Source organism: Acidobacteriaceae bacterium, assembly GCA_028283655.1.
GTDB lineage: Bacteria > Acidobacteriota > Terriglobia > Terriglobales > Acidobacteriaceae > Granulicella.
Genome location: JAPWKE010000003.1, coordinates 3,037,407 through 3,060,310 on the forward strand (window position 1 = coordinate 3,037,407; position 22,904 = coordinate 3,060,310).

16 protein-coding genes are annotated in these 22,904 nt (G+C 60.1%); 2 read left to right on the top strand and 14 right to left on the bottom strand.

The features are described 5' to 3' along the window. Positions 1 to 5: 5 nt before the first annotated feature. A complete protein-coding gene (locus PW792_15570) occupies positions 6 to 2,051 on the bottom strand; it encodes a hypothetical protein (GenBank protein MDE1163342.1) in 2,046 nt (681 codons plus the stop codon). Positions 2,052 to 2,364: 313 nt separating this feature from the next. On the opposite strand from PW792_15570, the gene PW792_15575 reads away from it, so the two are divergent. Next, positions 2,365 to 3,624: an ArsB/NhaD family transporter gene (locus PW792_15575; GenBank protein MDE1163343.1), complete on the top strand. Its 1,260-nt coding sequence runs from the start codon at positions 2,365 to 2,367 to the stop codon at positions 3,622 to 3,624. On the opposite strand, the gene PW792_15580 is transcribed toward PW792_15575, so the two are convergent. From PW792_15580 to PW792_15590, 3 genes are all read right to left on the bottom strand, one after another. Then, positions 3,621 to 4,388 carry a 6-phosphogluconolactonase gene (locus tag PW792_15580; GenBank protein MDE1163344.1) on the bottom strand — a complete coding sequence of 256 codons (768 nt, stop codon included), beginning with the start codon at positions 4,386 to 4,388 and terminating at the stop codon, positions 3,621 to 3,623. The two genes, PW792_15575 and PW792_15580, sit on opposite strands and share 4 nt — an antisense overlap. Continuing rightward, entirely contained in the window at positions 4,378 to 5,952 is a 1,575-nt protein-coding gene (locus tag PW792_15585; GenBank protein ID MDE1163345.1) for a Na+:solute symporter, read from the bottom strand. The genes PW792_15580 and PW792_15585 overlap by 11 nt, the downstream gene beginning before the upstream one ends. Positions 5,953 to 6,186: 234 nt before the next feature. Then, positions 6,187 to 7,434, bottom strand: a complete 1,248-nt coding sequence (locus tag PW792_15590) for an MFS transporter (GenBank protein ID MDE1163346.1) — start codon at positions 7,432 to 7,434, stop codon at positions 6,187 to 6,189. 83 nt (positions 7,435 to 7,517) lie between these two features. Between PW792_15590 and PW792_15595 the strand changes: the two genes are divergently transcribed. After that, positions 7,518 to 8,315: a nucleoside phosphorylase gene (locus tag PW792_15595; GenBank protein MDE1163347.1), complete on the top strand. Its 798-nt coding sequence runs from the start codon at positions 7,518 to 7,520 to the stop codon at positions 8,313 to 8,315. A gap of 22 nt (positions 8,316 to 8,337) precedes the next feature. Here the strand turns inward: PW792_15595 and PW792_15600 are convergent, their stop codons facing one another. From PW792_15600 to PW792_15645, 10 genes are all read right to left on the bottom strand, one after another. Then, positions 8,338 to 9,720 carry a DUF1501 domain-containing protein gene (locus PW792_15600; GenBank protein MDE1163348.1) on the bottom strand — a complete coding sequence of 461 codons (1,383 nt, stop codon included), beginning with the start codon at positions 9,718 to 9,720 and terminating at the stop codon, positions 8,338 to 8,340. Between the two features lie 29 nt (positions 9,721 to 9,749). Next, positions 9,750 to 12,539 carry a DUF1553 domain-containing protein gene (locus PW792_15605; GenBank protein ID MDE1163349.1) on the bottom strand — a complete coding sequence of 930 codons (2,790 nt, stop codon included), beginning with the start codon at positions 12,537 to 12,539 and terminating at the stop codon, positions 9,750 to 9,752. A 196-nt stretch (positions 12,540 to 12,735) separates the two neighbouring features. Beyond that, positions 12,736 to 15,990: a TonB-dependent receptor gene (locus PW792_15610; GenBank protein ID MDE1163350.1), complete on the bottom strand. Its 3,255-nt coding sequence runs from the start codon at positions 15,988 to 15,990 to the stop codon at positions 12,736 to 12,738. Positions 15,991 to 16,414: 424 nt separating this feature from the next. After that, positions 16,415 to 17,095, bottom strand: a complete 681-nt coding sequence (locus PW792_15615) for a Fe2+-dependent dioxygenase (protein MDE1163351.1) — start codon at positions 17,093 to 17,095, stop codon at positions 16,415 to 16,417. 24 nt (positions 17,096 to 17,119) lie between these two features. Continuing rightward, the gene (locus PW792_15620; protein MDE1163352.1) at positions 17,120 to 17,800 is read right to left on the bottom strand and encodes a tetratricopeptide repeat protein; all 681 of its coding nucleotides are present in this window, start codon (positions 17,798 to 17,800) and stop codon (positions 17,120 to 17,122) included. 6 nt (positions 17,801 to 17,806) lie between these two features. Further along, on the bottom strand, positions 17,807 to 20,545 hold the full coding sequence (locus tag PW792_15625) for a TonB-dependent receptor (protein MDE1163353.1): 2,739 nt from the start codon (positions 20,543 to 20,545) through the stop codon (positions 17,807 to 17,809). 405 nt (positions 20,546 to 20,950) lie between these two features. Next, on the bottom strand, positions 20,951 to 21,121 hold the full coding sequence (locus PW792_15630; protein MDE1163354.1) for a hypothetical protein: 171 nt from the start codon (positions 21,119 to 21,121) through the stop codon (positions 20,951 to 20,953). Then, a complete protein-coding gene (locus tag PW792_15635; protein ID MDE1163355.1) occupies positions 21,106 to 21,261 on the bottom strand; it encodes a hypothetical protein in 156 nt (51 codons plus the stop codon). The genes PW792_15630 and PW792_15635 overlap by 16 nt, the downstream gene beginning before the upstream one ends. Before the next feature lie 29 nt (positions 21,262 to 21,290). After that, positions 21,291 to 22,070, bottom strand: a complete 780-nt coding sequence (locus PW792_15640) for an SDR family oxidoreductase (GenBank protein MDE1163356.1) — start codon at positions 22,068 to 22,070, stop codon at positions 21,291 to 21,293. Positions 22,071 to 22,079: 9 nt separating this feature from the next. Beyond that, complete coding sequence (locus tag PW792_15645) at positions 22,080 to 22,832, bottom strand: SDR family NAD(P)-dependent oxidoreductase (GenBank protein MDE1163357.1); 753 nt, start codon at positions 22,830 to 22,832, stop codon at positions 22,080 to 22,082. Positions 22,833 to 22,904 lie beyond the last annotated feature (72 nt).

Sequence of the window (22,904 nt, forward strand, 5' to 3'; positions counted from 1 at the left end):
GCGGCTTAGGGCTTGACGCCGTACTGGCCAGAGGAGAGGACGGGGTTGGTAGGAGCAGCGACGCCGAGGATCTGCACGAGTGCCGCAGGCTTGGAGGAAGAGCCGCTGCCGGAGTCGAGCACCCAAAGTGCACCGGCGCGGTCGACCTCGAGGTACGAGGGCTCGTAGAGCGAGTGTGCGGTGTCGACGGGGGTCGGGATGAAGCCTTTGGCGCCGGAGAGGAAGGATGCTGTGGTCTGGTTGTACTCGACCACTGAGCTGTTGCCGGTGTTGGCGATGAAGAGGTTGTTGTTGCCGTCGACGACGATCTGCGTGGGCTCATCGAGCCCTGCAGTGGAACTGTCGATGGCGGTGCCAGCCGTGGTGGCCGTGATGTTGCCGGGGACGTAGCTGATGGCTGCGGCGGTCTTCGAGCCGCAGTCGCTGGAGCTTCCGCCAGCGGTCACGAACCATGCTTTGGCCGTGTTATCGACCGCGACGGAGATGGTGCCGCAGGCGGTGTTGGAGGAGGGATCAGAGACCTCGATGCCGAGGCCGGTGATCTGGATAGGGTTGCCCGCGCTGCCAGTACCGCCGGTGGCTGCGGCGGCGGCGTTGGCGCTGGGCGTGACGGTGAAGAGCTGAGCCACGTTATCGTTGATCGCCGTCATCCAGATGTTGCCGGTGTTGACGTCAAAGGCTGTTCCACGGGAGCCGCCGACCGTGCCGGTGGGTTGCGGGACGGTGTGCGTGCTAAAGGTGTTGGCCGGAGCGAAGGCTGCGCCGGAGACAAACTCCACCAGAGAGCAGCCGACCGAAGCGCAGGAGGACTTGGAGTAGCTGGAGGTCCAGACGTTGCCTAAAGCGTCCGTGGCGATGCCGTAGGTGTTGTCGTCGGTGTTGCTGACCGGCGACTGATCGTAGTTGAGAAAGACGGTGTCGCCGGCAGCGGTCAGTTCATAGACGCCGGTGACGTTGCCGTCGGAGAGGAAGAGGTTGCCGGAGTTGTCGAAGGCCATCTCGCGGAGAGCATCGCCGCTGTCCACGCCTGAGAGCAAATTGGATTCCTCGATTGGCGTCCCTTGCGGGGTGAAGTCGATGAGGTAGCCGCTGCCCGCGACGTAAACGGTGTCGTCGGCTGAGATGCCGAGTCCCGAGGTCGAGAGCATCGTCGGATCGGTGTATGCGACGCCGACCGTCCAGTCCGTGGGCGCAGCGGTGAGTGCGGGAGTGACGCTGAAGGCCGGGGTCGAGCTGACGAGGCCGAAGATCGTGCTGACGTTGTTTGCCGGGTAGCGCGCGATGTTCAGAGCAGCCTGCCAGACGTTGACAGGCACGGGCGAGCCAGAGACAGGGGCCGTTGTTGCCGCGAAGAGTGAGGTGCAGGCGTCGCTGGAGGACGAGATGCTGTTCACGCAGGGCTGCAGGATGTTCGCAAGTTCGTGGAGAATGTTCTGCGGAACGACGCCGGCGGTGTTGCTGGGCGTGACCGAGTAGGCGAGGCCCGAAACGGTGTTCACGATGTTCAGCGAGTTGCCGAAAGCATCTGCGAGGCCCTGCGCGTTCGTGCTGCTGGTTGTGACGCCAGGCATCGCGGTGCCAGCGGTGACGGCGGCTTCCGTCATGCCTGTGCCGTTGGCGGGAAGGAATCCGCTGAGGGCATAGGCGGCGGCGACGGTGGTGACTTCGTCGATGTTCACGACGGTCTGGCTTGAGACAAGGCTGCAGGAGCCGAGGGCGGCGACGAGGAAGATGCCGGAGTTATCCGTGCCCGAGGCTGCACCGGGGTTTCCGCCTGTCGCGACCATGTAGGCCATCTGGCCGGAGGGGCAGGTGGCGCTGGAGGTGATGGAGAAGTTGCCGTTGATGTCCGTTGTCGTGGTCGCGAGCGGCGTTACGGTGCCGTCGTACCCGGTGCTGGAGGTCGCGTACAGCGCGATGTTGCTGCCGGTGACAGGCTGCTGACCGCCGTAGACCGTGCCGGAAACGATGGCAGCCGTGGTGGTGGTCTGCGTGGTGCTGGAGGTGCTTCCGCAGCCAGCAAGAACGAGGCTGACAAGCGATGCCAACATGACGCGGGCGGCAACGTGGCGCCCTCTTGATTCCAAAGTAACTCGCAGCATCCGTGAACCCCGAAGGTGTGACATGCAGGCGCGCGAGCGTTTCAACTGACGCAGCCCTGAAATTGCCAGTAATCCTATGTGGGGTAGACGGCGATGCCGCCAGCCGGGTTTCGGCCTTAGATTACAGCGGGATGAATACAGAGGGACGTTCCGTCGGGCAGGAGGAAAGTGTCGAGGCAGCCCGGTGAAATAGTGCCGCATCGGATGAGTACGCCTGACGTTATGAAGCGCGAGCGATGGAGCGACGCCCGAAGCCGTATTGATGACAACCACCCTCATTCTGATCATTTGCGCGACGAGCATCCTGCTGATGCTCGTTCGGCCGAAGAAGATCGCGGAGATCTATTGGGTCGGCGGTGGGGCGTTGCTGCTTCTGCTGCTAAGGCTGATGCCTTTGCGACAGGCGGCACGAGCGGTAGCTGACGGCTCAGACGTGTACCTCTTCCTGCTCGGCATGATGATACTTTCGGAGCTGGCGAGAGAGAACGGTGTGTTCGACTGGGTTGCGTCCCTTTCCGTACGAACGGCACAAGGCTCCTGCACGCGGCTGTTTGCGCTGATCTATGTGGTCGGCATCGTTGTGACTGTTTGCCTGTCCAACGACGCGACGGCGGTGGTGCTGACTCCTGCGGTGCTGGCAGCCGTGCGAAAGGCCAAAGCGCAGCCGCTGCCGTTCCTGTTTGCGTGTGCCATGATCGCGAACGCAGCGTCGTTCGTTCTGCCCATCTCCAACCCGGCGAACCTGGTGGTGTTTCGCACGGGAATGCCTTCGCTGGGGGCCTGGCTGGCGGCGTTCGCTGTGCCGTCGCTGCTTTCGATTGCAACGACGTTCGCGGTGCTGCGTTTTGTCTTTCGCAAGGAGCTTCGCTGCGAAATTGAACAACCGCAAGAGGCTGCCGTGCTGACGCATGGAGGCAGGCTTGTGCTGTGGGGGCTGGGAGTCGTGGTGCTGGTGTTGCTGGCGGCGTCTGCCCTGAAGATGGATCTGGGGCTGCCGACGTGCGTTGCGGCGCTCTGCGTTACAGCCGTTGCCAGCCTTGCGGAGCGTTCGAACCCGCTGCCTCTGCTGCGGCAGATCAGTTGGCAGACGCTGGGTCTGGTGGCGGCGCTCTTTGTGCTGGTGAACGCGGTGGAGAGTGTCGGCGCGCTGCGTTTTGCGGAGAGTGCGCTGCATGCTGCTACCGGTCATGGTGTGCAGATTGGCGCGGTCGTAGCAGCCTGTGTGGTGGCTGTAGCGAATAACGTGGTCAACAACCTGCCGCTGGGTCTGATTGCAGGAAGCACACTTGCTGCGACTCATACGCATGGGCTGGTGGCCCATGCGGTGTTGATCGGCGTTGACCTGGGGCCGAACCTTTCCATCACCGGATCACTGGCCACGATTCTCTGGCTGCTTGCGCTGCGTCGAGAAGGGGTTCGCGTTACGGGAGCACAGTTTCTGCGCGTGGGTGTGGTGGTGATGCCTGCAGCGCTGCTCGCCAGCATGGTGGGGGCGCTGGCGATGCAGGCGATGCTGCACTAGCGTCCCAAAGGCTGCAGGTCTGCGGCTGATTCAAGGTCAAGAAAGAGCTCGCAGTGCGGGTGCTGGCGGAGGATAGACGCGGGACATTCCGGGGTGAGCGGACCACGCAGCGTAGCGGTGACAGCAGCACGCTTCAACTCCCCAGGGACCGAGCAGAAGAGTGCGCGGGCGCTGAGGAGGGTGGGAATGGTGAGGGTGAGGGCCTGCGCGGGCACCTGCTCCAGGGCGTTGAAGCAGCGGTCATCCACCTGCTGCTGACGACACATCTCGTCCAGGTCGACGACCTTCACCGTAAGGGGGTCGTTGAAGTTTGCAGGCGGATCGTTGAACGCGAGGTGGCCGTTGCTGCCGATACCGCAGCAGACGATGTCGATCGGCGCTTCGTTGAGGAGCTCTGCATACTTTGCGGCGGCCTGTACGGCGTCGGTTCCGGGGTCGAGCAGATGCACGCTGCCGAGAGGAACGAGGTCAAAGAAGTGACGCTTCAACCAGTTGCCAAAGCGCTGTTCGGCTGAAGCCGGGAGGTGCAGGTACTCGTCCATGTGGAATGCGTCGATGCGCGTCCAGTCGAGGGCTGCGTCCTTGAGTACGGCGAGCATCTCGGTCTGACTAGGTGCGGCGGCGAAGACGATCCGCATGCGGCTCTGGGTGCGGAGCAGGCGCTCTATTTCGGCGGTAACAGCTGCTGCTGCAGCGGCGCCAAGCTGCTCGCGCGTGGGGTAGATGTGGACGTGGATAAGGTCTTCCGCAGTATCAAGAGGCAAGGTCATGTCTTTCACGAGGCAAAGAGTTCAGATCAAGTGCAAAGGCTTCGGGATGATCGGTGTCGTCATCGAGCGAAGCCAGCAGCAAAGCAGCGGTGGGCTGGCGCGAAGGGAAAAGCCAGCCCAGGGCAAAGAACAGAGACAGCGAAGTGAGCAGCGGTGCGCCGACGCTGATCGACATCGCGCTGTCGGCGCTGACGAGGATGGCATGGTGCGACAACAGCGCATGAACAAAGGCGAACACCAGCACGCCACCAGCCCAGGCAGAGATCGCTGCGAGTGGGCCACTGCGGCGGAAGGGCGTCAACATGCCGAGCAGCATGGGAACCGCGATGGGGCCGAGCAAAGCAGCGAACCAGAGAATGAGCAGGCCGAGCACGCCGCCGAAGTGGTCCGCGAAGATGGCGATCACCATGCTCGTGGCCAGGAAAAGAAAGGTGCAGATGCGGCCGGCGAGTAGTTGCGTCTTGTCGCTGGGGCGCAGGCGGTCTTTCCGCAGGGCAGGCAGAATGTCACGCACTACGACGGCGGAGATGGCGTTCGCATCGGAAGAGGTCATCGCCATGGTGTGGGCGAAGAGCCCGGCGATGACGAGCCCCAGCAGGCCATGCGGAAGAAGCGTTTGCGCCAGCAGAGCGTAGGAGTCTGCAGGGTTTGCCAGATGCGGAAGCAGGATGGGCGCGGCCCACATGGGAAAGAGCAACACCAAAGGCCAGACGAGATAGAGCAGAGCAGAGAGTAGCGCTGCTTTCTCCGCTTCGCGCCCGGTAGGGGCAGCGATGAAGCGCTGCGCAAGGTTCCAGGTGCCACCGTTGTACGAGAGCGTGTTGATGAGCAGAAAGACCACGGCAAACCACGGCGTATAGGGCCCGGTGAAGGCGTGATGATGCTCCGCAGGAAGGCGGCTCCACATCGTCCAGAGAGCGGAGGCCCCGCCGAGGTGGCGCAGGACAGCGACGAGCATGGCGACGCCCGCGATCAACTGGATGACGAACTGGCTGAAGTCGGTGAGAGCGTCTGCCCACAAACCGCCGACGACCGAATAGACCAGCGTGACGCCACCAGTGAGCAACACGCCTTCTGCGATAGGAACGTGGGCGAAGACGTTCAGCAGGATGGCGGTGGCGGTCCACTTTGCGCCGACGTCGAAGACCTTGAGCAACGTGCCGCTCCAGGCAAGCAGTTGCTGCGTAGGCAGGTTGTAACGGGTTACAAGATACTCGAGCGGCGAGATCATGCCGGTGCGCCTACGCAGGCGTGCCCAGCGCGGCGGGAAGATCTTATAGCCGACCAACAGTGCAATGGCGATGGTGCATGCCCACCAGACGTAGATGGTAAAGCCCGAGGTGTAGGCGATGGCAGCGTATCCCACGAAGACCGCAGAGCTATAGCCGGACATATGATGCGAGATGCCGGAGAGCCACCATGGCATCTCGCCACCCGCGGTGAAAAAGTCGCTCGCGCTCTTCACCTTGGTGCGGGCCCACAAGCCGACCGCAAGCATGCCGAGGAAGTAAAGCCCCAGCACGATCCAGTCAGCGCCGCTCATGGGAATCGAGTTCATAGCCGCCATAGAAGAACGAATACTTTCGCCTGACGCCCGCGAAATACGCTTGTGCGAACGCTTGCCAGCCAGCCAACGGTTGCCGAACCATGATGCCCGACAACGGAGGATGCAGCAGGTTGAAATGATCGGGGAAGCGCTCAGCCTGCTTCCCGTGAATGAAACATAGATATCATGCAACCGGTTGCATCGCAACTGCAAAGTTTTGTTTGAGCGGTTGATCGCTTTCTGTTCTTAGGCCTTTACAGGCGTTTGGGCGCTGGGGCCTGTCTCAGGCAGGAGGAAGATGAGCGCGGCCATATCCAGAACGTAAAGCACGGAGAGGATGCCGATGGCGACGGTGAAGGAGTAACGCGCGGCCATCGCTCCGATCATCAACGGGCCAAGACCTCCGATGGCTCGCCCGATGTTGAAGAAGAGATTCTGCGCGGTGGAGCGGACTTCGCTGGGATACAAGTCCGAGATCAGCGTGCCGTAGCCGCCAAGCATTCCGTTGACGAAGATGCCCATGACCGCGCCGCCGAAGAGCAACGCTGTCGGCGATTGCAGGTGCGAGTACACCACCACCATGACGGCTGCGCCGGTCATGAAGACAAGGAAGACAGGGCGGCGGCCGATGCGGTCTGCAAGTTGGCCAAAGACCCAGATGCCGCAGCTCATACCGATGACGGTGACGCCCGTCCACACGGCTGACTTGGTGAGCGCGAGGCCGTGCTTCGACATGAGGTAATACGGCAGCCAGGTCATGAGGCCGTAATAGCCGACCTGCTGGATGGAACACAGGATGATCAGGCCAATGCTGTGCTTCGTGGTGAGGCGGTCGCGAAAGAGCGCGGTGATGGGCGACTCTGTGCGCTTGTGGCGCTGGGCGGCGACAAACTCCGCAGGTTCGGGAATGAAGCGGCGCAGGCCGAAGGAGAGCAGCACGGGAAAGACGCCGAGCAGGAACATGCCGCGCCAGCCGATGTGCGGCAGCAGCCAGGGCGTCGAGAACGCCGCGGCCAAAATGCCGACCTGGCCACCGAGGGCGACGTAGCTGGAGACGCGTGCGCGCATCTCAGCGGGCCAGGTTTCAGCGACGAGCGCGAGCCCGACACCGAACTCGCCACCGAAGCCGAGACCGGCGAAAGAACGAAAGGCGAGCAGTTGCCAGTAGCCATGCGCAAAGGCGCAGAGCGCGGTAAAGAAGCCGAAGCAGAGGATCGTCCAGGTAAGGACGCGGACGCGACCATAGATGTCGCCAAGCAAGCCGAAGAGGATGCCGCCGGTGACTGCGCCGATAAGTGTTCCGGTCATCAGCGAAGCGGCGCGTGTGGTCGACAGGCCGAACTCTGCGGAGATGGGCGCGAGCAGAAAGACGAGCAGAAGAAGGTCGAAGCCTTCGACACCGAAGCCGATGGCAGAGGCCCACAGAGCAAGCGTGGGATTCTGCTTTGTGTGCTGCATGCTCTCTTCCATCTCTACCAGTTGCTGATCGTTCACGCTGCTTCCCTTCCCACGCTGCAGTGCCTGTTTCCTGTGAATATATCGATTGTGCGCAGAGCGTACGCAGGATAATGAAGGACGTGACGCAGCCAACAGAGAACACGCGAAAAGCCAGCACACCGTGGAAGGACGATCGTCCTCCACACCTTCCCTGCAAACGCGGCGAGTTGCCCGCAGCCGTGCTCTTCCCGGGTGATCCTGGAAGAGTTGACCGCTTTGCTACGTTGCTCGATGGCTTTCGCATCGTTGGGCAGAACCGCGAGTATCGCATTGGTGTGGGCAAGTATCGCGGCGTGGAGCTGGGTGTCTGCTCGACCGGCATCGGCGGGCCTTCGACCGAGATCGCGATGGTCGAAGCGGCAGGGCTTGGCTGCCGCTATGCGCTGCGAGTAGGCGGCACAGGCGCGCTGCGCGCAGAGATTCCGCTGGGCGCGTTGCTCGTGGTGAACAAAGCGTTGCGTGGCGGAGGAGCTGCGAGCTTCTACGCGGCTGGCGACATTGCCGCAACGGCTGATCCAGCGATCCTGGCTGCGTTGCAGTTTGCGGCCTCGCAGCGTGGGGTTGAGCCGATCAGAGCGACGGTGGCTTCGACCGACAGCTACTACCTTGCCCAGGGGCGGCCGGTGGCACAGATCGCCAGTGATCCCGAGGCGTTGCTGGCACAGTATCGCGAGCGCGGTGCGGATGCGTTGGACATGGAGGCCGAGACGGTGCTCGTCGTGGGCAAAGCTGTGGGAATGCACGCGGGGGCGTTGTTGGCGGTTCATGCAAATCGTGCCACCGATGGATGGCTGGAAGACTTCGGCCCAGCGCAGAACACGATGCTCAGCGTGGGCTGCGAGGCGCTGGTGCAATTGTTGCTTGCGGAAGGCTTGTAAGGCCCGCACTACGATTGTGGGCTCAGACAAGAATGTCCTTGATGACGTGGCCGGAGACGTCTGTCAGCCGGTAGTCGCGGCCCGCGTGTTTGTACGTCAGCTTGGTGTGGTCGATGCCGAGTTGATGCAGCATGGTCGCATGAAGGTCATGGACATGGCACTGGTTTTCAGCAATCTCGTAGCCGTAATCGTCCGATGCCCCGTAGGTGATGCCGCCCTTGATGCCGCCGCCGGCCATCCATGAGCTGTAGCACTTTGAGTGGTGCGCGCGGCCTTTGGCCTGCGGGTTGGGGTCGCCGGGCGTACGGCCAAACTCGGTAGACCAGACGACCAGCGTTTCGTCCAGCATGCCGCGCAGCTTCAGGTCCTGCAGCAAGGCTGCGATGGGTTGATCGACGTTGCGGGCAAGTGGAACGTGAGTTTGCATGTCGGCGTGTGCGTCCCAGTTCACGAGCTGCAGCGAGCCAATGTCGATCAGCTCAATGAAGCGAACGCCGCGTTCGGCAAGTCGACGAGCCATGAGGCACTGCCACGCGAAGCCTTTGGTGCTGCCGCGCTCGAGGCCATACATCTTCAACGTGGCGTCGCTCTCCTTGGTGAGGTCGAACGCCTCGGGAGCCTGCACCTGCATGCCGTGTGCGGTTTCGAAGCTCTTGATGCGTGCGGCGAGCATGCGATCGCTCTCGCGGGTCGATTCATGCTTCGTGTTGAAGTAGTTGATCAGGCCAAGCTCTTTGTCCTGCACTTCGCGCAGGTCAGAGGCGTGCATATTGGGGATCGGGTTTGTCGGATCGTCGACGTGCACGCCCTGATAGCAGGCGGGGAGAAAGTTCGCATCCCACACGAGCGAGCCACCGTAGGGCATCTCTGGCGCGAGCACCATGAACGAAGGCAGGTTCTGATTTTCTGTACCGAGGCCGTAGCTGACCCACGAGCCCATGCTCGGGCGCTGCTGTACGACCGAGCCACCATGCAGTCCCATGACGGCCTGCACATGATTTGGAAAATCGTTGCGCATCGAGTTGATGACGCAGATGTCTTCCATCATCGAACCGACGTGCGGGAAGAGCGAGCTGACCATCGTGTCGGCTTTGGAGTAACGCTTGAACTCCCAGCGCGGCGCGGACAGGTAGTCGCCCTTGTACGCCTTTCCGGTATCGCGAATGAGCTTTGGCTTGTGGTCAAAGGTGTCTACGTGCGAGGTGCCGCCGCTCATGTAGAGGAAGATCACGCGCTTAGCCTTGGCAGGAAACATGGGCTTGCGCGCGGCAAGCGGATTGGACGGGTCCGGCTGCGAGACGACCTCCTGCGCAAGCAACTCCTGCAACAGCCCAGGCAGCAACATGGAGGCCCCGGCGAGCGATTTGATGAAGTGGCGACGATCCTTCGGATTCCCTGCAAACATGAGCTATCTCCCAGAGGACTAAGTCGTACTTAGTCGAGGAACATGAATTCGTTGCTGGCATAGAGCGCCTGGATGAAGTTTCCAAACGCCTGCGTGTAGGCTTCGTTTTCGCTGAGTGGTTCTGCTGCAGTCTGTGGCGAAGTCGACATTGCGACCTGGTGAATGCCGGTGGTGCTGCCTTCGGTTGCAGGCTTACCGTGCTGCTTGTAGATGGCAGAGACCGAGTGCAGAAACTCCTGCGCGTGAGCGATCTCTTCCTTCGAAGCGCTGCGGCCATAGAGCAGCAGGAACGCACGGTTGATCTGTTGATCGGGCGATAGATGCTCGTTCAGAATGGCGGTCGTGAGCTTCGCGGCGCACTGCTTGGTGAAGTCGCCGTTCATGAAGTAGAGCGACTGTAGCGGCGTGATGCTGTGATCGCGCGTGCCTATACTCATCGTGCTGTCGGCGCCGTCGAAGATGCCAAGATACGGATGGCGACGGCTGCGCTGCGTCATGACGTAGAGCGTTCGCCGGTTGGTTTCGTAGATGGCGTGGAAGGGGACGTGGCCGGAGTAGTTCCACTCGCCTTCGGGAGGGAACGGCTGCTCCCCTGCTGGCGATTTATCGAGTACGCCGGAGGTTTGCAGCATGGCGTCGCGAATCTCCTCGGCGTCCATGCGGCTACGCGCGTGCCGCCATAGAGCAATGTCATCGGGGTCGAGCTTGCTGTTCGCTTCCGAGTCATCACTCGACAGGCGATAGGCATGTGAGAGAACCATTTCACGCTGTATCGCCTTCATCGACCAACCGTGCTGCATGAAGGTGACGGCAAGATAATCCAGCAGCGGCTGGTTGCTAGGAGCAGTGCCGCGTGAGCCAAAGTCATTGGGCGTGGCGACAAGGCCTACGCCGAAGTGACCTTGCCACAGGCGATTCACCATCACGCGAGCGGTCAGCGGATTCTTGTCGGAAGCGATCCAGTTGGCGAGTTCCAGACGGCCGCTGTCCTTCGTTCCTGCAGGCATCTGCCAGTTGCCGAGCACTTGCAGGAAGTGGCGTGGGACTTTGTCACCGAGGTTCTTCTTATCGCCGAGGTGCTGAATGTACTCGTCGTGCGGCTTGCCTTCCATGACCGCATAGGCGTCCTCAAACTGCGGGACGTTGGCGAAAAGTGCCATACGGCGAGCTTCGAGCGCAGGCAGAACGTCGTCGAAGTACGGGAGCTGGTGCACGGCGTGAATCGAGTCCGCGATGGGCTTCAACTGCGCTTCGAAGTCGGTGTACTTCTGCGATTTCACGACGTTCGGGTCGCGGTAGACCATGTTGCGTTCGTAGCGAGATTCTTCCGCGCCAGAACTGGAGTAGACCGTGCTGGCGAAGATGCCGTAGATGCCGTAGTAGTCAGCCGTCGGGATGGGGTCGAACTTGTGATCATGACAGCGCGCGCAGGCGATGGACGTGCCGAGATACGCGTAGCCGACGTTATCGACCGTATCCGAAACATGGTCTTCGTAACGGTTAGCGTTGGCGAGGTAGCCGGTGGCGACGATGTTGTTCCAGTGCTCCGGCTCAGAGCTGTAGGGGAGAAGGTCGCCTGCGAGCTGCTCGCGGATGAAGCGGTCGTAGGGCTTGTCTTCGTTGAAGGACGCGACGATGTAGTCGCGATACTTATACATTTCGGGGATCGGATAATCCGCGCCTTCGCCAGTGGTGTCGGAGTAGCGCACGACGTCCATCCACATACGCCCCCAGCGCTCGCCGTAGGACTTCGACGCGAGCAGGCGATCGACGAGCTTCTCGTAAGCGTTAGGCGATTTGTCGTGCAGGAACGCGGCAATCTCTTCGGACTTCGGAGGCAGGCCGGTAAGGTCAAACGTCACGCGACGAATCAGCGTGCGTTTGTCTGCGTCGGCCACAGGCGTCAGATGCTCGGCGTCCATCTTCGCCAGCAGGAAACGGTCGATGTCGTTGTAAGCCCAGGAGGATTTCTCCTCGGGCAGCTTCGGCATCACGGGGAGTTGATAGGACCAGAATTTGCGGTCCTTCTCGGTGACGACAGCGTTCATGCGCTCGTCGCCCGCGGGCCAGATCATGCCATCCTTGATCCACTGATCGAGCACTGCCACCTGCGTTGCGTCCAGAGGCTTCTTCGGCGGCATCTGCAGGTTCCGATCGAGGTAATGCACGGCGGTGAGCAGAAGGCTCTTGTCAGGGTTCTGCAGGTCGACTGCCGGGCCGTCCTTGCCGCCGGTCAGGATGGCCTGACGCGAGTCGAGACGCAGCCCGCCTGCGGCGCGGCTGGTGTGACAGCCATAGCAGTTCGCCGCGAGCAAAGGACGAACCTTGTTCTCGAAGTACTGCTCCTTGGCCGAGGCGAGGCTTGCGCCGGGAGCGCTACCTGTAGCTTCCGGCGAGGCTTGCAGATCGGGAGCTCCAGCTTTAATCCAGGCTGCGACGGCATCAATGTCAGCGTCAGGGAGCTTGCCCTTCGGCGGCATCTGCAGGTCTTGATCCTTGTAGCGCATGGCCTTGAGCAGAAGACTTGCGTCGGGGTCCCCGAGAACGATTGCTGGGCCACTCTCGCCGCCCTTCTGCATCGCGGCAACAGAGTCCACACGCAGGCCACCCTTCATCTTCGCGGTGTGGCAGGTGTAGCAGCTCTGCTGAAAGACGGCCTGCGCGCGCGAGGCGTCCGTGGCTGCTGCTGTTTGAGCAACGCCTACTGCAGAAACAAGAAGGCAGCCAGCCGCTACCGCCGCCATGCGCGAGATGCGAATGCGGCCAATAGCGAAGAAGCTCCGGCGCTGAAGAACACCAGGGGAACGTCGAATCATCATCGGGAAGACGCCTTGCGAAACCAGGGTGGTTAGGAATGCGTGATGTTACCGAGTGCTGAAAACTGAGTTTTATGGGGACCTGAAACGGTTCAACGCCAGAATAGCGCGAAATTTCAGCCAAATTCATCGAACCGTCAAAAAAGGAAAGAAAAAGGCTGGAAATCCAGAGGATTTCCAGCCTTGGTACGTTTCAGCGTTAGAACTCGAAGCGTCCGAAGAGCTGGATCTGACGTTCGCGGTAGATGGTGTTGCCCGAAGCACTCGGCGTGCCGAAGGTCGACTGGTAAGCGCCGGTGTAGCCGGCGGCTGCCGTACCCGAGAGGGTGTAGGCCGTCGTGTTGTAGCCCGAGAACTGCTGGCGGTTGAGGATGTTGAAGGTTTCTGCGGCGAGCGTCAGCTTGTACTTCTCCATGAAAGTGAAGCCACGAGAGAGACGCAGATCGATCTGGTCGATGTTGGCGTACTTGAACTGATCGCGTTCTACACCCGGCAACGCTGCATTGTTGCCGAGGTTGCGATACGCGCGAAAGTTCACGATGTTGAGACCACCAGCGCCATTGAACGACGAGGCCGAAGCGCCCGTTACAGCGGTGCCACCAGAGAGTCCCATGCTGTAGCGAACGCCCGTCTGCACCGTCCAGACCGGAGCCAGCGTCCATCCATTAGCTGCCTGGCTTACGATCTTGTTTTCGATCTTGAAGGTCGGCTGCAATGTGATGTTCCCGGTGAAGCGCTGCGGGATGTCGTTGACCGAACGGCCCTTGTCATAGGCGAGCGTGTTCGGATCTGTGGGATCGTTGGTTTCGGTGGGGATAGCGTTCTGGTTGTAGAAGTTGTCCATCGCCTTGGAGAAGGTGTAGCTCGCAGAAAGCTGGACACCCTGTGCCATGCGGTGCTCGACGGTCACAGCCAGGGCGTTGTAGCTGCTGCTGGCGGCGGAGAAAAGCTGCGAGTAGGCAACATACGGTACGGCGTTAGCGGCATTGGTAAGAGTGCGTGCGGTATAGACAGGGATCGTCCATTTGTTGCCAGCGAGAGGGCCTCCGGTGAAGGAGATGGAGGAGAGCGTTGTGACGTTCCTGTTGATGTTGGTGTCGACGAGCGTTGGGAGCTTACGACCGAAAGAACCGAGGTAGGCGATGCCCAGTACGGTCTTGTAGCCGAGGTCCTGCTGCAGCGCGAGTTCAGCTTCCGTGGAGTACGGCACCTGGAAGTTGGGAGCGAAGGCTGCGACGTTGGACGCGACGGGCGCGGTAGCTGACGAGACAATGTTGGGATAGCTTACGCTGGCCGCATTTGCGTTCGCCTGGCTTGTGGAGACCTGGAACTGAGCACCCGAAGATCCGGTTGCCGACAGCATACGGAAGATGTTGCCGTTCTGGATGCGGCCATAGTAGATGCCGTATCCACCATGCAGTATGGTCTTGTTCGTGCCGAACATATCCCACGCAAAGCCGATGCGAGGAGCGAAGTTGTCCTTATCGCTGGGCTTGTACGCTGTCTGCGCTGCCGCACTGGGGATCTTCGGGTTGGGAAGCTGCTCGAAGTCGTAACGCACGCCGAGGTTCAGGGTCAGGCGGGGAAAGATCTTCCAGTCATCCTGAGCGTAACCTGCGTATTCATTGGTGTGGTACACAAACTGCGCGCGACCGAATGCCTGCTGGATGGTAGTGAAGCAGGGCAGGCCGCCGCCAGCTGCCGAGTTGAAGCTGCTGTTACAGGTAGCAGCGGTGTTGCCGAGGTAGTGAGCGTAGTCGGTGAAGAAATCGGCAACGCGAGTGTAGTTGAACTGACCGTACTTGTAGTCAACGTCGATGATGTTGTCCTGTACGTAGTGGAAGTTCGCGCCCATGGTGAGCGTGTGCTGTCCCTTGGACCAGGTGACGTTGTCGGTGGCTTCGATGACGCGCTCGTCAGGATAGTTTGTACGCGGGATGTAATAGGGGGTGCCGATGACAAAGCCCGAGTTGCTGGAGATGCTTGCGCCGGGAGGCAGGCCGCCGTTGCCGATGGGCTCGACCGACAGCGCAGTGTTCTGGTTTTCGGTATCGTACTCACGACCGTAACCAACACGGATTTCGTTGGAGAGCTTCGGTGTGAGCATGGTCGTGACCTTGCCGATGACCGAGTCGACCTTGTCGTAGTCGTTGCCGAGCGAGGTGATGCCGCGGCGGACGACGGGATTGGTCTGGATGCCGTTGGGCGAGTCCCAACGCATACGGTCATAGGAGATCGACGCCTGGTTGTTGTCGTTGATCTTGTAGTCGAGCTTCAGGAAGTTGATGATCTGATTGCCCTGACGAGGAGCGATGCCCGACTGCGCAGCGAGGAAGTTCTCGGCAGCGGTGACCTGGGCAGCGGTTGCGCCACGGCTCTCGGCGCAGGTGACTGCGTCGACGGTACCGCCAGCAGCGGTAGCGCAGTTGTTGTAGCTGGCGTTAGTGTAGGCGGTGAACTGCGGCGTGGGCACGGCAACGATGGGGAAGTTACGCTTCTGCTGATCGAAGGCGAAGAGGAAGAAGAGCTTGTCCTTCTTGATCGGACCGCTGAAGCTGCCGCCGTACTGGTGGCGCTTGTCCTTCGGCTTCACGTACTGCACGGTCGGAATCGTCTGCAGAATGTTGAAGGGATTGGTTGCGCCGAAGTCGTTGTCGCGGTAGTACTCGAAGGCATCGCCGTGGAAGGTGTTTGAGCCCGAGCGGGTAACAGCGTTGACACCGCCGCCGAGTGCGCGGCCGTACTGCGCGGAGAAGTTCGAGGTAAGCACCTGGAACTCGAGGATGGCGTCTTCTGCGGTGGAGTAGCCGACGCGCGTGTAGCCGCGTTCCACCGACTGAAAGGCATCGTTATCGTCCACGCCGTCGACGAGGAAGTTGTTCTGCAGGTTGCTGGTGCCGCGGAAGCTGACGAGGCCGAAGGCGCTGTTGCCCAGCGTGACGCCGGGGCTCAGGAGCGCGAAGCTCGTCCAGTGGCGACCGTTGATCGGCAACGTGCTGAGCGCAGTGGGATTAAAGTCGCTCGTGTAGTCAGAGGACTCGGTGTTGATGACAGGGACTTCGCTGGAGACCTGTACGGTGGTCTGCGAAGCACCAAGCGTGAGCTTTGGCGTGACCTCAGTAAACTTACCGACCTGCACGGTTACGTGCTGCGCGATGAAGGAGGCAAAGCCTTCCGAGCTAATGGTTACGGTGTAGTCGCCGGGGGTGAGGCGCGTTGCGCGGAAGTAGCCTGCGCCGTCGGCCTTCATGGTGGACTCTGCGTTCGTAGCATTGCTGTGAACGAGAACTTTTGCGTTGGGGATCGCAGCGCCGGTGGTATCCACCACGGTGCCACCCACGGCACCGTCAACCGCGGTCTGAGCTCCAGCAAAACCAGAACCGAGAGCAAGGAATAAGAGGGTTGCACTGGCGGAAAACTTCTTCCGCTTGAAGAGAGAAAGCAACTGAGTCATGAACACATCCTCCAGAAAATGCAGCACGCCACGGGAAACATAGACACTGGAAGTACAAAAACTGATTTTGAAAAACACTCATCCGTCAGACCGTTGAATCCGGCCTGATGACAGAACAACCTAACCCTCGGATAAAACCACGACATCAAAGAATGCCTGGGAAGTTCGTGAGCAGTGTTGCGGTATCAAAAACTTCCGTCCGCATAGGTTTTCTTTTTGCTTTGTTGCAGGGTGGTAAGCCACAAGACTGACATAGGCTCTATGTCCTGTCAACGGGAGATGAAACGTTCCAAGAGAAAAATGCTGAGCAAGCTCATCCGGACCGGAACCAAGAGATGGAAGCGCAAGGCACAAAAAACGAAGCGGCTCAGCAGGATGCGGAGCCACTTCGTTTTCTATAGAGAGCTATGTGAAATGTTGGTGACTAGGAGTCTGACCAGGTGCGGAGCAGATTGTGATACACGCCAGTTAGAGTCACGATGCTGGGATTGCCTGCGGCCGTTTCATTGAGTTGCTGGATGGCGACGTCAAGGTCGAAGAGCAGAGAGCGTTGGTCTCCCTGACGGATAAAGCTCTGCAGCCAGAAGAAGGAGGAGACACGTGCGCCGCGCGTTACCGGCGTGACCTGATGCAGACTCGTCGAGGGATAAAGGATGAGATGGCCGGCGGGTAGCTTTACTTCCTTCGTGCCGTAGGTGTCGCGGACGATAAGCTCGCCACCGTCGTACTCGTCAGGCTCGCTGAGGAAGAGCGTAACGGAGAGGTCGGTGCGAACGTACTCCTTCGTCCCGGCGATGCGGCGGATGGAGCCGTCGATGTGGTCGCCGAAGGACTGGCCGCCTTCGTAGCGGTTGAAGAGCGGCGGATAGATCTTGAGTGGGAGCGCAGCGGAGACGAAGAGTGGGTGGCTTTCGACCGCCTGCACGATGCGATCACCGAGCGCACGACCGACAGGATGCGACTCGGGAAGCTGCATGTTGTTCTTCACGCGCGCACCCTGATGACCAGCCGTAGCCTTGCCGTCGACCCATTCGGTCTGGTCGAGAATGCGGCGGAACTCTTTGACCTCTTCTTTGGAAAGAACGTCCGGCACTTCGATCAACATAATGCGTCTCCTTGGTCTGTCGACTTACTGCGCTGTGAGCACCTGGGCCAGCGAGCGCATAGACTCACCGGGTGCGGAGAGGAAGAACTCCCGTGCCTTGGCGAGGAAGGCTGGCGTTGAGGTTTGGGGAACGAGTCGAAGCCATTCCACGGCAGCGTCGTACTCACCGGCCAAAGCGAGGCAGCGAGCGTAGTTGAATTGTCCACGGAAGTCGCCGAGTTCAGCAGACTTTTTGTAGAGCTCGATGGCTTTGCGGGTGTTCTGCTCCACGACCCAGCCGTCTTCATAAAAGCCCGCGAGCAGGGTGATGGACTTAGCGTGGTTCAGCTCTGCGGCTTTCTGCAACCAGATGTAGCCAGCTGTCTTATCTTCCTTGACGCCACGACCGAGGATAAGCGCGGTGGCGAGGTTATACATGCCCCAGTCCAGGCCAGCCTCCGCTGCGCGGCGAAACCATGGGTAGGCCATCGTCGGGCTTTGTGGAGCACCCCACCCCTGATCGAGGCAGCGTCCGACCATGTTCATCGCCATGATGTTGCCGCTTTTTGCGGCACGCTCGAACCAGTGCAGCGCCCACGTCGGGTTGCGCTCGAGGAGCTTTCCGTCGAGCAGTATCTGCCCAAACATGACCTGGGCCTGGTGCACGCCGCTCAAAGCAGCTTCGCGCACCAGGTCCAGGGATTGTTGATCAGTTGGAGTTTGCATACAGAGTTAGAACTTCACGTTGAGGCCAACCAGTACCGTGCGTCCTGCTGCAAGGATGGCGTAGTGGGTGGCGTAGGCCTGCTGGTAGTAGACCTTGTCGCCCACATTGAGGGCGCTGCCCTGAATGCTGAGGTGATGATTCACATCGTATGAGCTGAAAAGATCGACGCGCGTATAGCCGCGTACCCACTTATTCGTTGACTGGTTGCCCCAGACCATCGAGTTGGCATACACACCACCACCGACGCGGAGACGCGGCATGATCTTGTAGTTGCTCGTTGCGCTGAAGCTGCTCCACGGAGTATTCGGCATGAACTGACCGTTGGTAGCACCAAGACCAGCGGCAGCGGTATATGCGGTGTTCGTCAGACGAGCATCGATGAAGCTGTAGCCCCCGGTGAAGTCCCACTTGCGCGTGATGTTGCCGCTAACGCCAGCTTCCAGACCGATGGTGCGGTCAGATCCAGCGTTGGTGTAGGTGGTGGGGTCAATCTGGATGCGAACGTTCTGGATGTCTTCACGGTAAACCGCGAGATGAGCCAGAGCATGACCGTGGCCGAGTTCACGCTTTACACCGAACTCTTCCTGACGAATGGTTTCGGGCAGCAGCAGGTTATTGTTAATCGTGCTGAGTGCCGAAGTATCCGTTCCCTGTGCCAACGCATTGCCCGTCGGGATTGCTGCCGTGCTGATCGTGCCGTAGATGCTGGTCTTCGTATCGGGCTTGTAGGTCAGACCTGCGATGTACGTACCAATATTGTTTACGACGGTCTGAGGAGCAATGGCGGTAGCAGAAACTGCCGGGCGATAGGTGGACTCGAAGTGATCGTAACGGCCGCCGATGGTTGCCATGAAGTGCTTGCTCAGGGTGATGGTATCGAAGCCATAAGCTGACTTCGTTACTGCAACCGAGTGAGACGGATTATGGGCCTGGATAATGTTGTTGACCTGTCCAGCAGCGGTGGAGTAAGCCGACTGCTTTACGCCGTACCAAGGATCACGATCGTTCGGGGCAAAGAGCGAGGTGCAGTTATATGCCGATGCAGCGCCAGCACCCAGCGGGCAAGCTTCGGCAGTAGCTGCCGCAATCGTAGTGGTCGTCCCCGTCGGACTCATTTGAGCTGAGTTCTGCGAGGTGTTTGTGAACGTGTCGATGTTGCCGCGTTCCTTCGAGAACTCCATACCGGTCGCGTACGAATGCTTGATCGAACCAGTCTTGAACGAACCTGAAAGATCGGTCTGATTGTCCATTGCGAAGACGGAGTTCAGACGCTGGTTAATACGGCGGAAGAGCAGACCATAGTAGAGATTGCCCTGGCTGTCATCCGGCAGAGTCCAGAGATAGTCCTGGTTCGTGCGGTCATAACGAAAGCTGTTGCGCAGAAGCGACTTGCCGTGGAAAAGATCCTGCTCAACGCGGCCGGTTGCAATCTTGGCGTACTCGCGGTCCTTATCGCGGTTGATCAAACCGTAGTAGATGGTGCGGTAAGGCAGATTGATGGGAGTACCATCACCGGTCTGCAGAACTCGCGGAATGCCAGCAGCTGTCATCTTGAGGTACACGTTGCCCGTGGTCGACAGTGTCGGGTTGTTGTACGGGATGCCTGAGTCAGGAATGTTGTTTGTGACCAGGTGATAGTAGTCGAGGAAGAGACGGGTCGGATGCCCCAGGCCGACGGCGAGGCTCGGTGCAAAGCCCCAACGGTTGTTGTTGACACCGTCGCGACCAGCAACGCCTGCGTCGTACCACATCGCAGTGAGTCGACCGTACATGTAGTTGTTCAGCTTGCTGTTCGCGTCAATCGTTGCTCGTTTGTAGCTCGACGTGCCTGGCGTGAAGCTACCGGCGATAAACGTGTCCTTGCGAGCGATCTTGCTGTTCATGTTGATGCTGCCGCCACCGGTACCGCGGCCACCGTAAGCGCCACCGGGGCCTTCCTGCACTTCGATCGAGTCGATATCGAAGGTCTCACGGGACTGCGCCGCGATATCGCGAATGCCGTCGATGTACGTGCTGGACTGCGAGTCGAGGCCACGTATAAAGGGACGGTCACCAAGCGGGTTGCCGCCCTCGCCTGCGCCGAAGGTAATGCCCGGAACAGCGCGCAGTGCTTCCACCAGCGTCGTTGCTGCCATCTGCTGCATCGTCTGCTCGCCGATGACGTTGACCGTCTGCGGAAGATCGAGCAACGGTGCCGTGTACTTCAGGTTCGTCGGCTGATTGTCTGCCGTGACGACGACCGATTCGTTCGCCGAGCGAACGTCGATGAGGATCGAGTCTGCGGTGTCGAAGCGAGCGGCGAGGCCGGTGCTCTCAAGCGCCTTGGCAAGCGCGCCCTTCAGCGACAGGACGCCATGAACACCCTGCGAAGGGACGCTCGACATACTGTCGTTCTGAACAAACGCAATGCGCACGCCAGCCTGCTTGCGGATGGCAGCGATGACTTCGCCGAGCGTACCTGCAGGAATATCAAACTTGTGAACCTGGTGGTTTTCTTCGCCATGCTGCCCCGCGCCCGGAGTGGCCGCGTGGTTCGCGCCTGCATCTTCACCGAGGTCGTTGTTCTTGGCCGATGCAGCCGTCGTTGCCGCCACGGCGCTCGTCGTTGCCAGACCAGCAACCGTCAAAGCGAGCATTGCAGTCCACGACTTTTTGCGACCTGCCGTACGCTCGACTTCCGAAGCTGACGACGTTCCATAGAGCCCTACAGCAAGGCTCGTTTTCAAATGGATGTTCTTACTCAAGTTCTTTCTCCTGCCTCATGAATGTGGTGAATCTGCCCTGAAGGCCTGCCGATAACGAGCGAAGCGCTCTTTCGACAACGACCCTGGGGTGACGGAAGCACTTTCCTGCGCTTCTCGGCTCACCAATATCCGGCCAAAATAGTCGGATATTGCAGCACAGAACTCCCTCTATTCGTGAGACTTCGGGCGGTTCCAGCGCAGGAAATGTCCTGCTATTACTGGCGCCCTCGTTCCTACTACAGCTCTGGCTTGTTCTCAGACTAGAGTGGTCGCATATCTGCTGTCAAGGGTTTTGGCGCCAAGATGATGCGATAGTCGGTACGGGAAACCACCTACTCAGAGGCGTTCAAGCGGAGCAGGGCTCTTGCAGGATGGCCCTAAAAGCAAAGGCGGCCACCTTGGCCGCTATTGCTTCCTGGCAGCACCGTTGACGCCTTCCGGAGTCAGCAATGTGGCCGGAGCGCCAGGGGAGATGGCTACGGCGAAGTCGTTCGATACTTCAGCCAGCGCGTAGACGTCCGGCGTTGCAGCCATACTGCCGCTTGCTGCAACTGCATCGACTACCGGATACGCCATACCAGCCCACAAATTGTCTGCGCCATCGATTGCAGCGCCACGCGTGGCGAGTACACGCTGCCAGCGGTGCCGATGGAGAGTCCTAGACCGATGCCCAGCGATCCGCCGTAGCAGGCTGCGGGAGCACCGTTCGTTCCCATTTCCACGTCTATGTTCGCAACGACGGGCTCTAGGTAAGTGCCCGGTCGAGATGCGTGTAGCCGCCATCGACGATGAGATGCTGACCTGTCGTATGACCTGACTTGGTGTTGGAGAGCAGAAAGGCAACAGCAGCCGCGATCTCCGAGCCTTCCGTCATTCTGTGGCCCAACGGAATTTTGTCAGTGATCTTCTGCAGTGAGGCTGCGGGGTCTTCTGTGGAAGCGATCCAACGCGCGTAAAGCGGCGTCATCACCTCTGCCGGGAGCACACTGTTGACACGAATGCCGAACGGCAAAAGCTCCGCGGCCCACTCCCGTGTAAGAGCAAGCTGTGCGCCTTTGGCAGCAGCGTAAGCAGAGGTACCTCCCTGCCCGGTCAACGCAACTTTGGAGCTGATGTTCACGATTGAGCCGCAACTTTCCTTCAGAAGCGGAAGTGCGTGATGCGCCATCGCGTAGTAATGCACCAGATTCCGCTTCAGGCTGAGCAGAAAACGGTCGGCGTCACCTTCGCTAAGGCTGATGCCATCGTTCGCGCCCGCATTGTTGACCAGACCATCGAGCCTGCCGTAGCTCTCGCGGACGAAGCTGATGGCTTGCTCACATACGCTCGCCTCTTCGAGGTCGGCTTCGAAGAAGTCGCAGCTGGCATGAGAGGTCCTCTCGAGAAACGCCTGCACGTTTGCCGAACGGCGGCTGACCACCACCACCCTGGCGCCCTCCTGCAGGCACGCCAGAGAGATCGCTTCACCGATGCCTGCGCCACCGCCGGTAACGACGATCACTTTATCTTTGAGTCCAAGATCCACGATGTGCTCCTAGCGGAGATTGAAGAAGCCGCCGTCCAGAGGATAATCCGCACCGGTAAGGAACGAGCCGAGATCGGAGCAGAGAAACAATGCCAGCTCTGCTACCTCCTGCGGAGTGCCCATGCGGCCGATGGGTTGCGATGCTGCCAGCTCTTTCATCTTTTCGGCTTCGCGACCGGGGTAGTTGCGTGTGACGAAGCCGTCCACGAAGGGCGTATGAATTCTGGCGGGAGAGATGCAGTTCACCCGAATATTTTCTCCGAGGTAATCCTTTGCGGCCGAGAGCGTCATCGCAAGAACGGCGCCCTTGGTCATGGAGTAGGCAAAGCGGTCGCTGATGCCACGCGTGGCAGCGATCGAGGCGAGGTTCAGAATGACGCCGCCTCCGGCACGACGCATGAGCGGGAGCGAAGCCTTCATGCAGAGGAACGAGCCCAGTACATTGACCCGGAAGAGCCGCTCCATATCTGCGGCTTCCGTGCCCTCGAGATTGCCAACGTGAGCGATGCCTGCACAGTTGACCAGGATATCGAGTGGAGCGTTATGAGCCGCAAATGCCGCCGCGACGGACGACTCGCTGGCAACGTCGCAGCCCAGGCCGCGCGCGTTGGCGAAACCAGCGGCGGCCCCGCTTGCTTTCTCTGCGTCCAGATCAAGGAAGGTTACCGACGCGCCAGCCTCGCTGAAGAGCTTGGCAATAGCGAATCCGATGCCACTTGCAGCGCCAGTGACGAGAGCGTGTTTGTTACGGAGGTCGGGCAAAAGAAGCTCCTCTGGAAACAGGCTAGAGTTCTACGCGTGGAGAATTGCGTTTGTCAAATACGCAATTCAATT

Excerpts from the sequence above, each read along its gene's own strand:
- PW792_15570 (MDE1163342.1), bottom strand. The coding sequence starts at position 2,051 with ATGTTGGCATCGCTTGTCAGCCTCGTTCTTGCTGGCTGCGGAAGCACC.
- PW792_15575 (MDE1163343.1), top strand. The coding sequence starts at position 2,365 with ATGACAACCACCCTCATTCTGATCATTTGCGCGACGAGCATCCTGCTG.
- PW792_15585 (MDE1163345.1), bottom strand. The coding sequence starts at position 5,952 with ATGAACTCGATTCCCATGAGCGGCGCTGACTGGATCGTGCTGGGGCTT.
- PW792_15600 (MDE1163348.1), bottom strand. The coding sequence starts at position 9,720 with ATGTTTGCAGGGAATCCGAAGGATCGTCGCCACTTCATCAAATCGCTC.
- PW792_15605 (MDE1163349.1), bottom strand. The coding sequence starts at position 12,539 with ATGATGATTCGACGTTCCCCTGGTGTTCTTCAGCGCCGGAGCTTCTTC.
- PW792_15610 (MDE1163350.1), bottom strand. The coding sequence starts at position 15,990 with ATGACTCAGTTGCTTTCTCTCTTCAAGCGGAAGAAGTTTTCCGCCAGT.
- PW792_15615 (MDE1163351.1), bottom strand. The coding sequence starts at position 17,095 with ATGTTGATCGAAGTGCCGGACGTTCTTTCCAAAGAAGAGGTCAAAGAG.
- PW792_15620 (MDE1163352.1), bottom strand. The coding sequence starts at position 17,800 with ATGCAAACTCCAACTGATCAACAATCCCTGGACCTGGTGCGCGAAGCT.
- PW792_15630 (MDE1163354.1), bottom strand. The coding sequence starts at position 21,121 with ATGGCGTATCCGGTAGTCGATGCAGTTGCAGCAAGCGGCAGTATGGCT.
- PW792_15635 (MDE1163355.1), bottom strand. The coding sequence starts at position 21,261 with ATGGGAACGAACGGTGCTCCCGCAGCCTGCTACGGCGGATCGCTGGGC.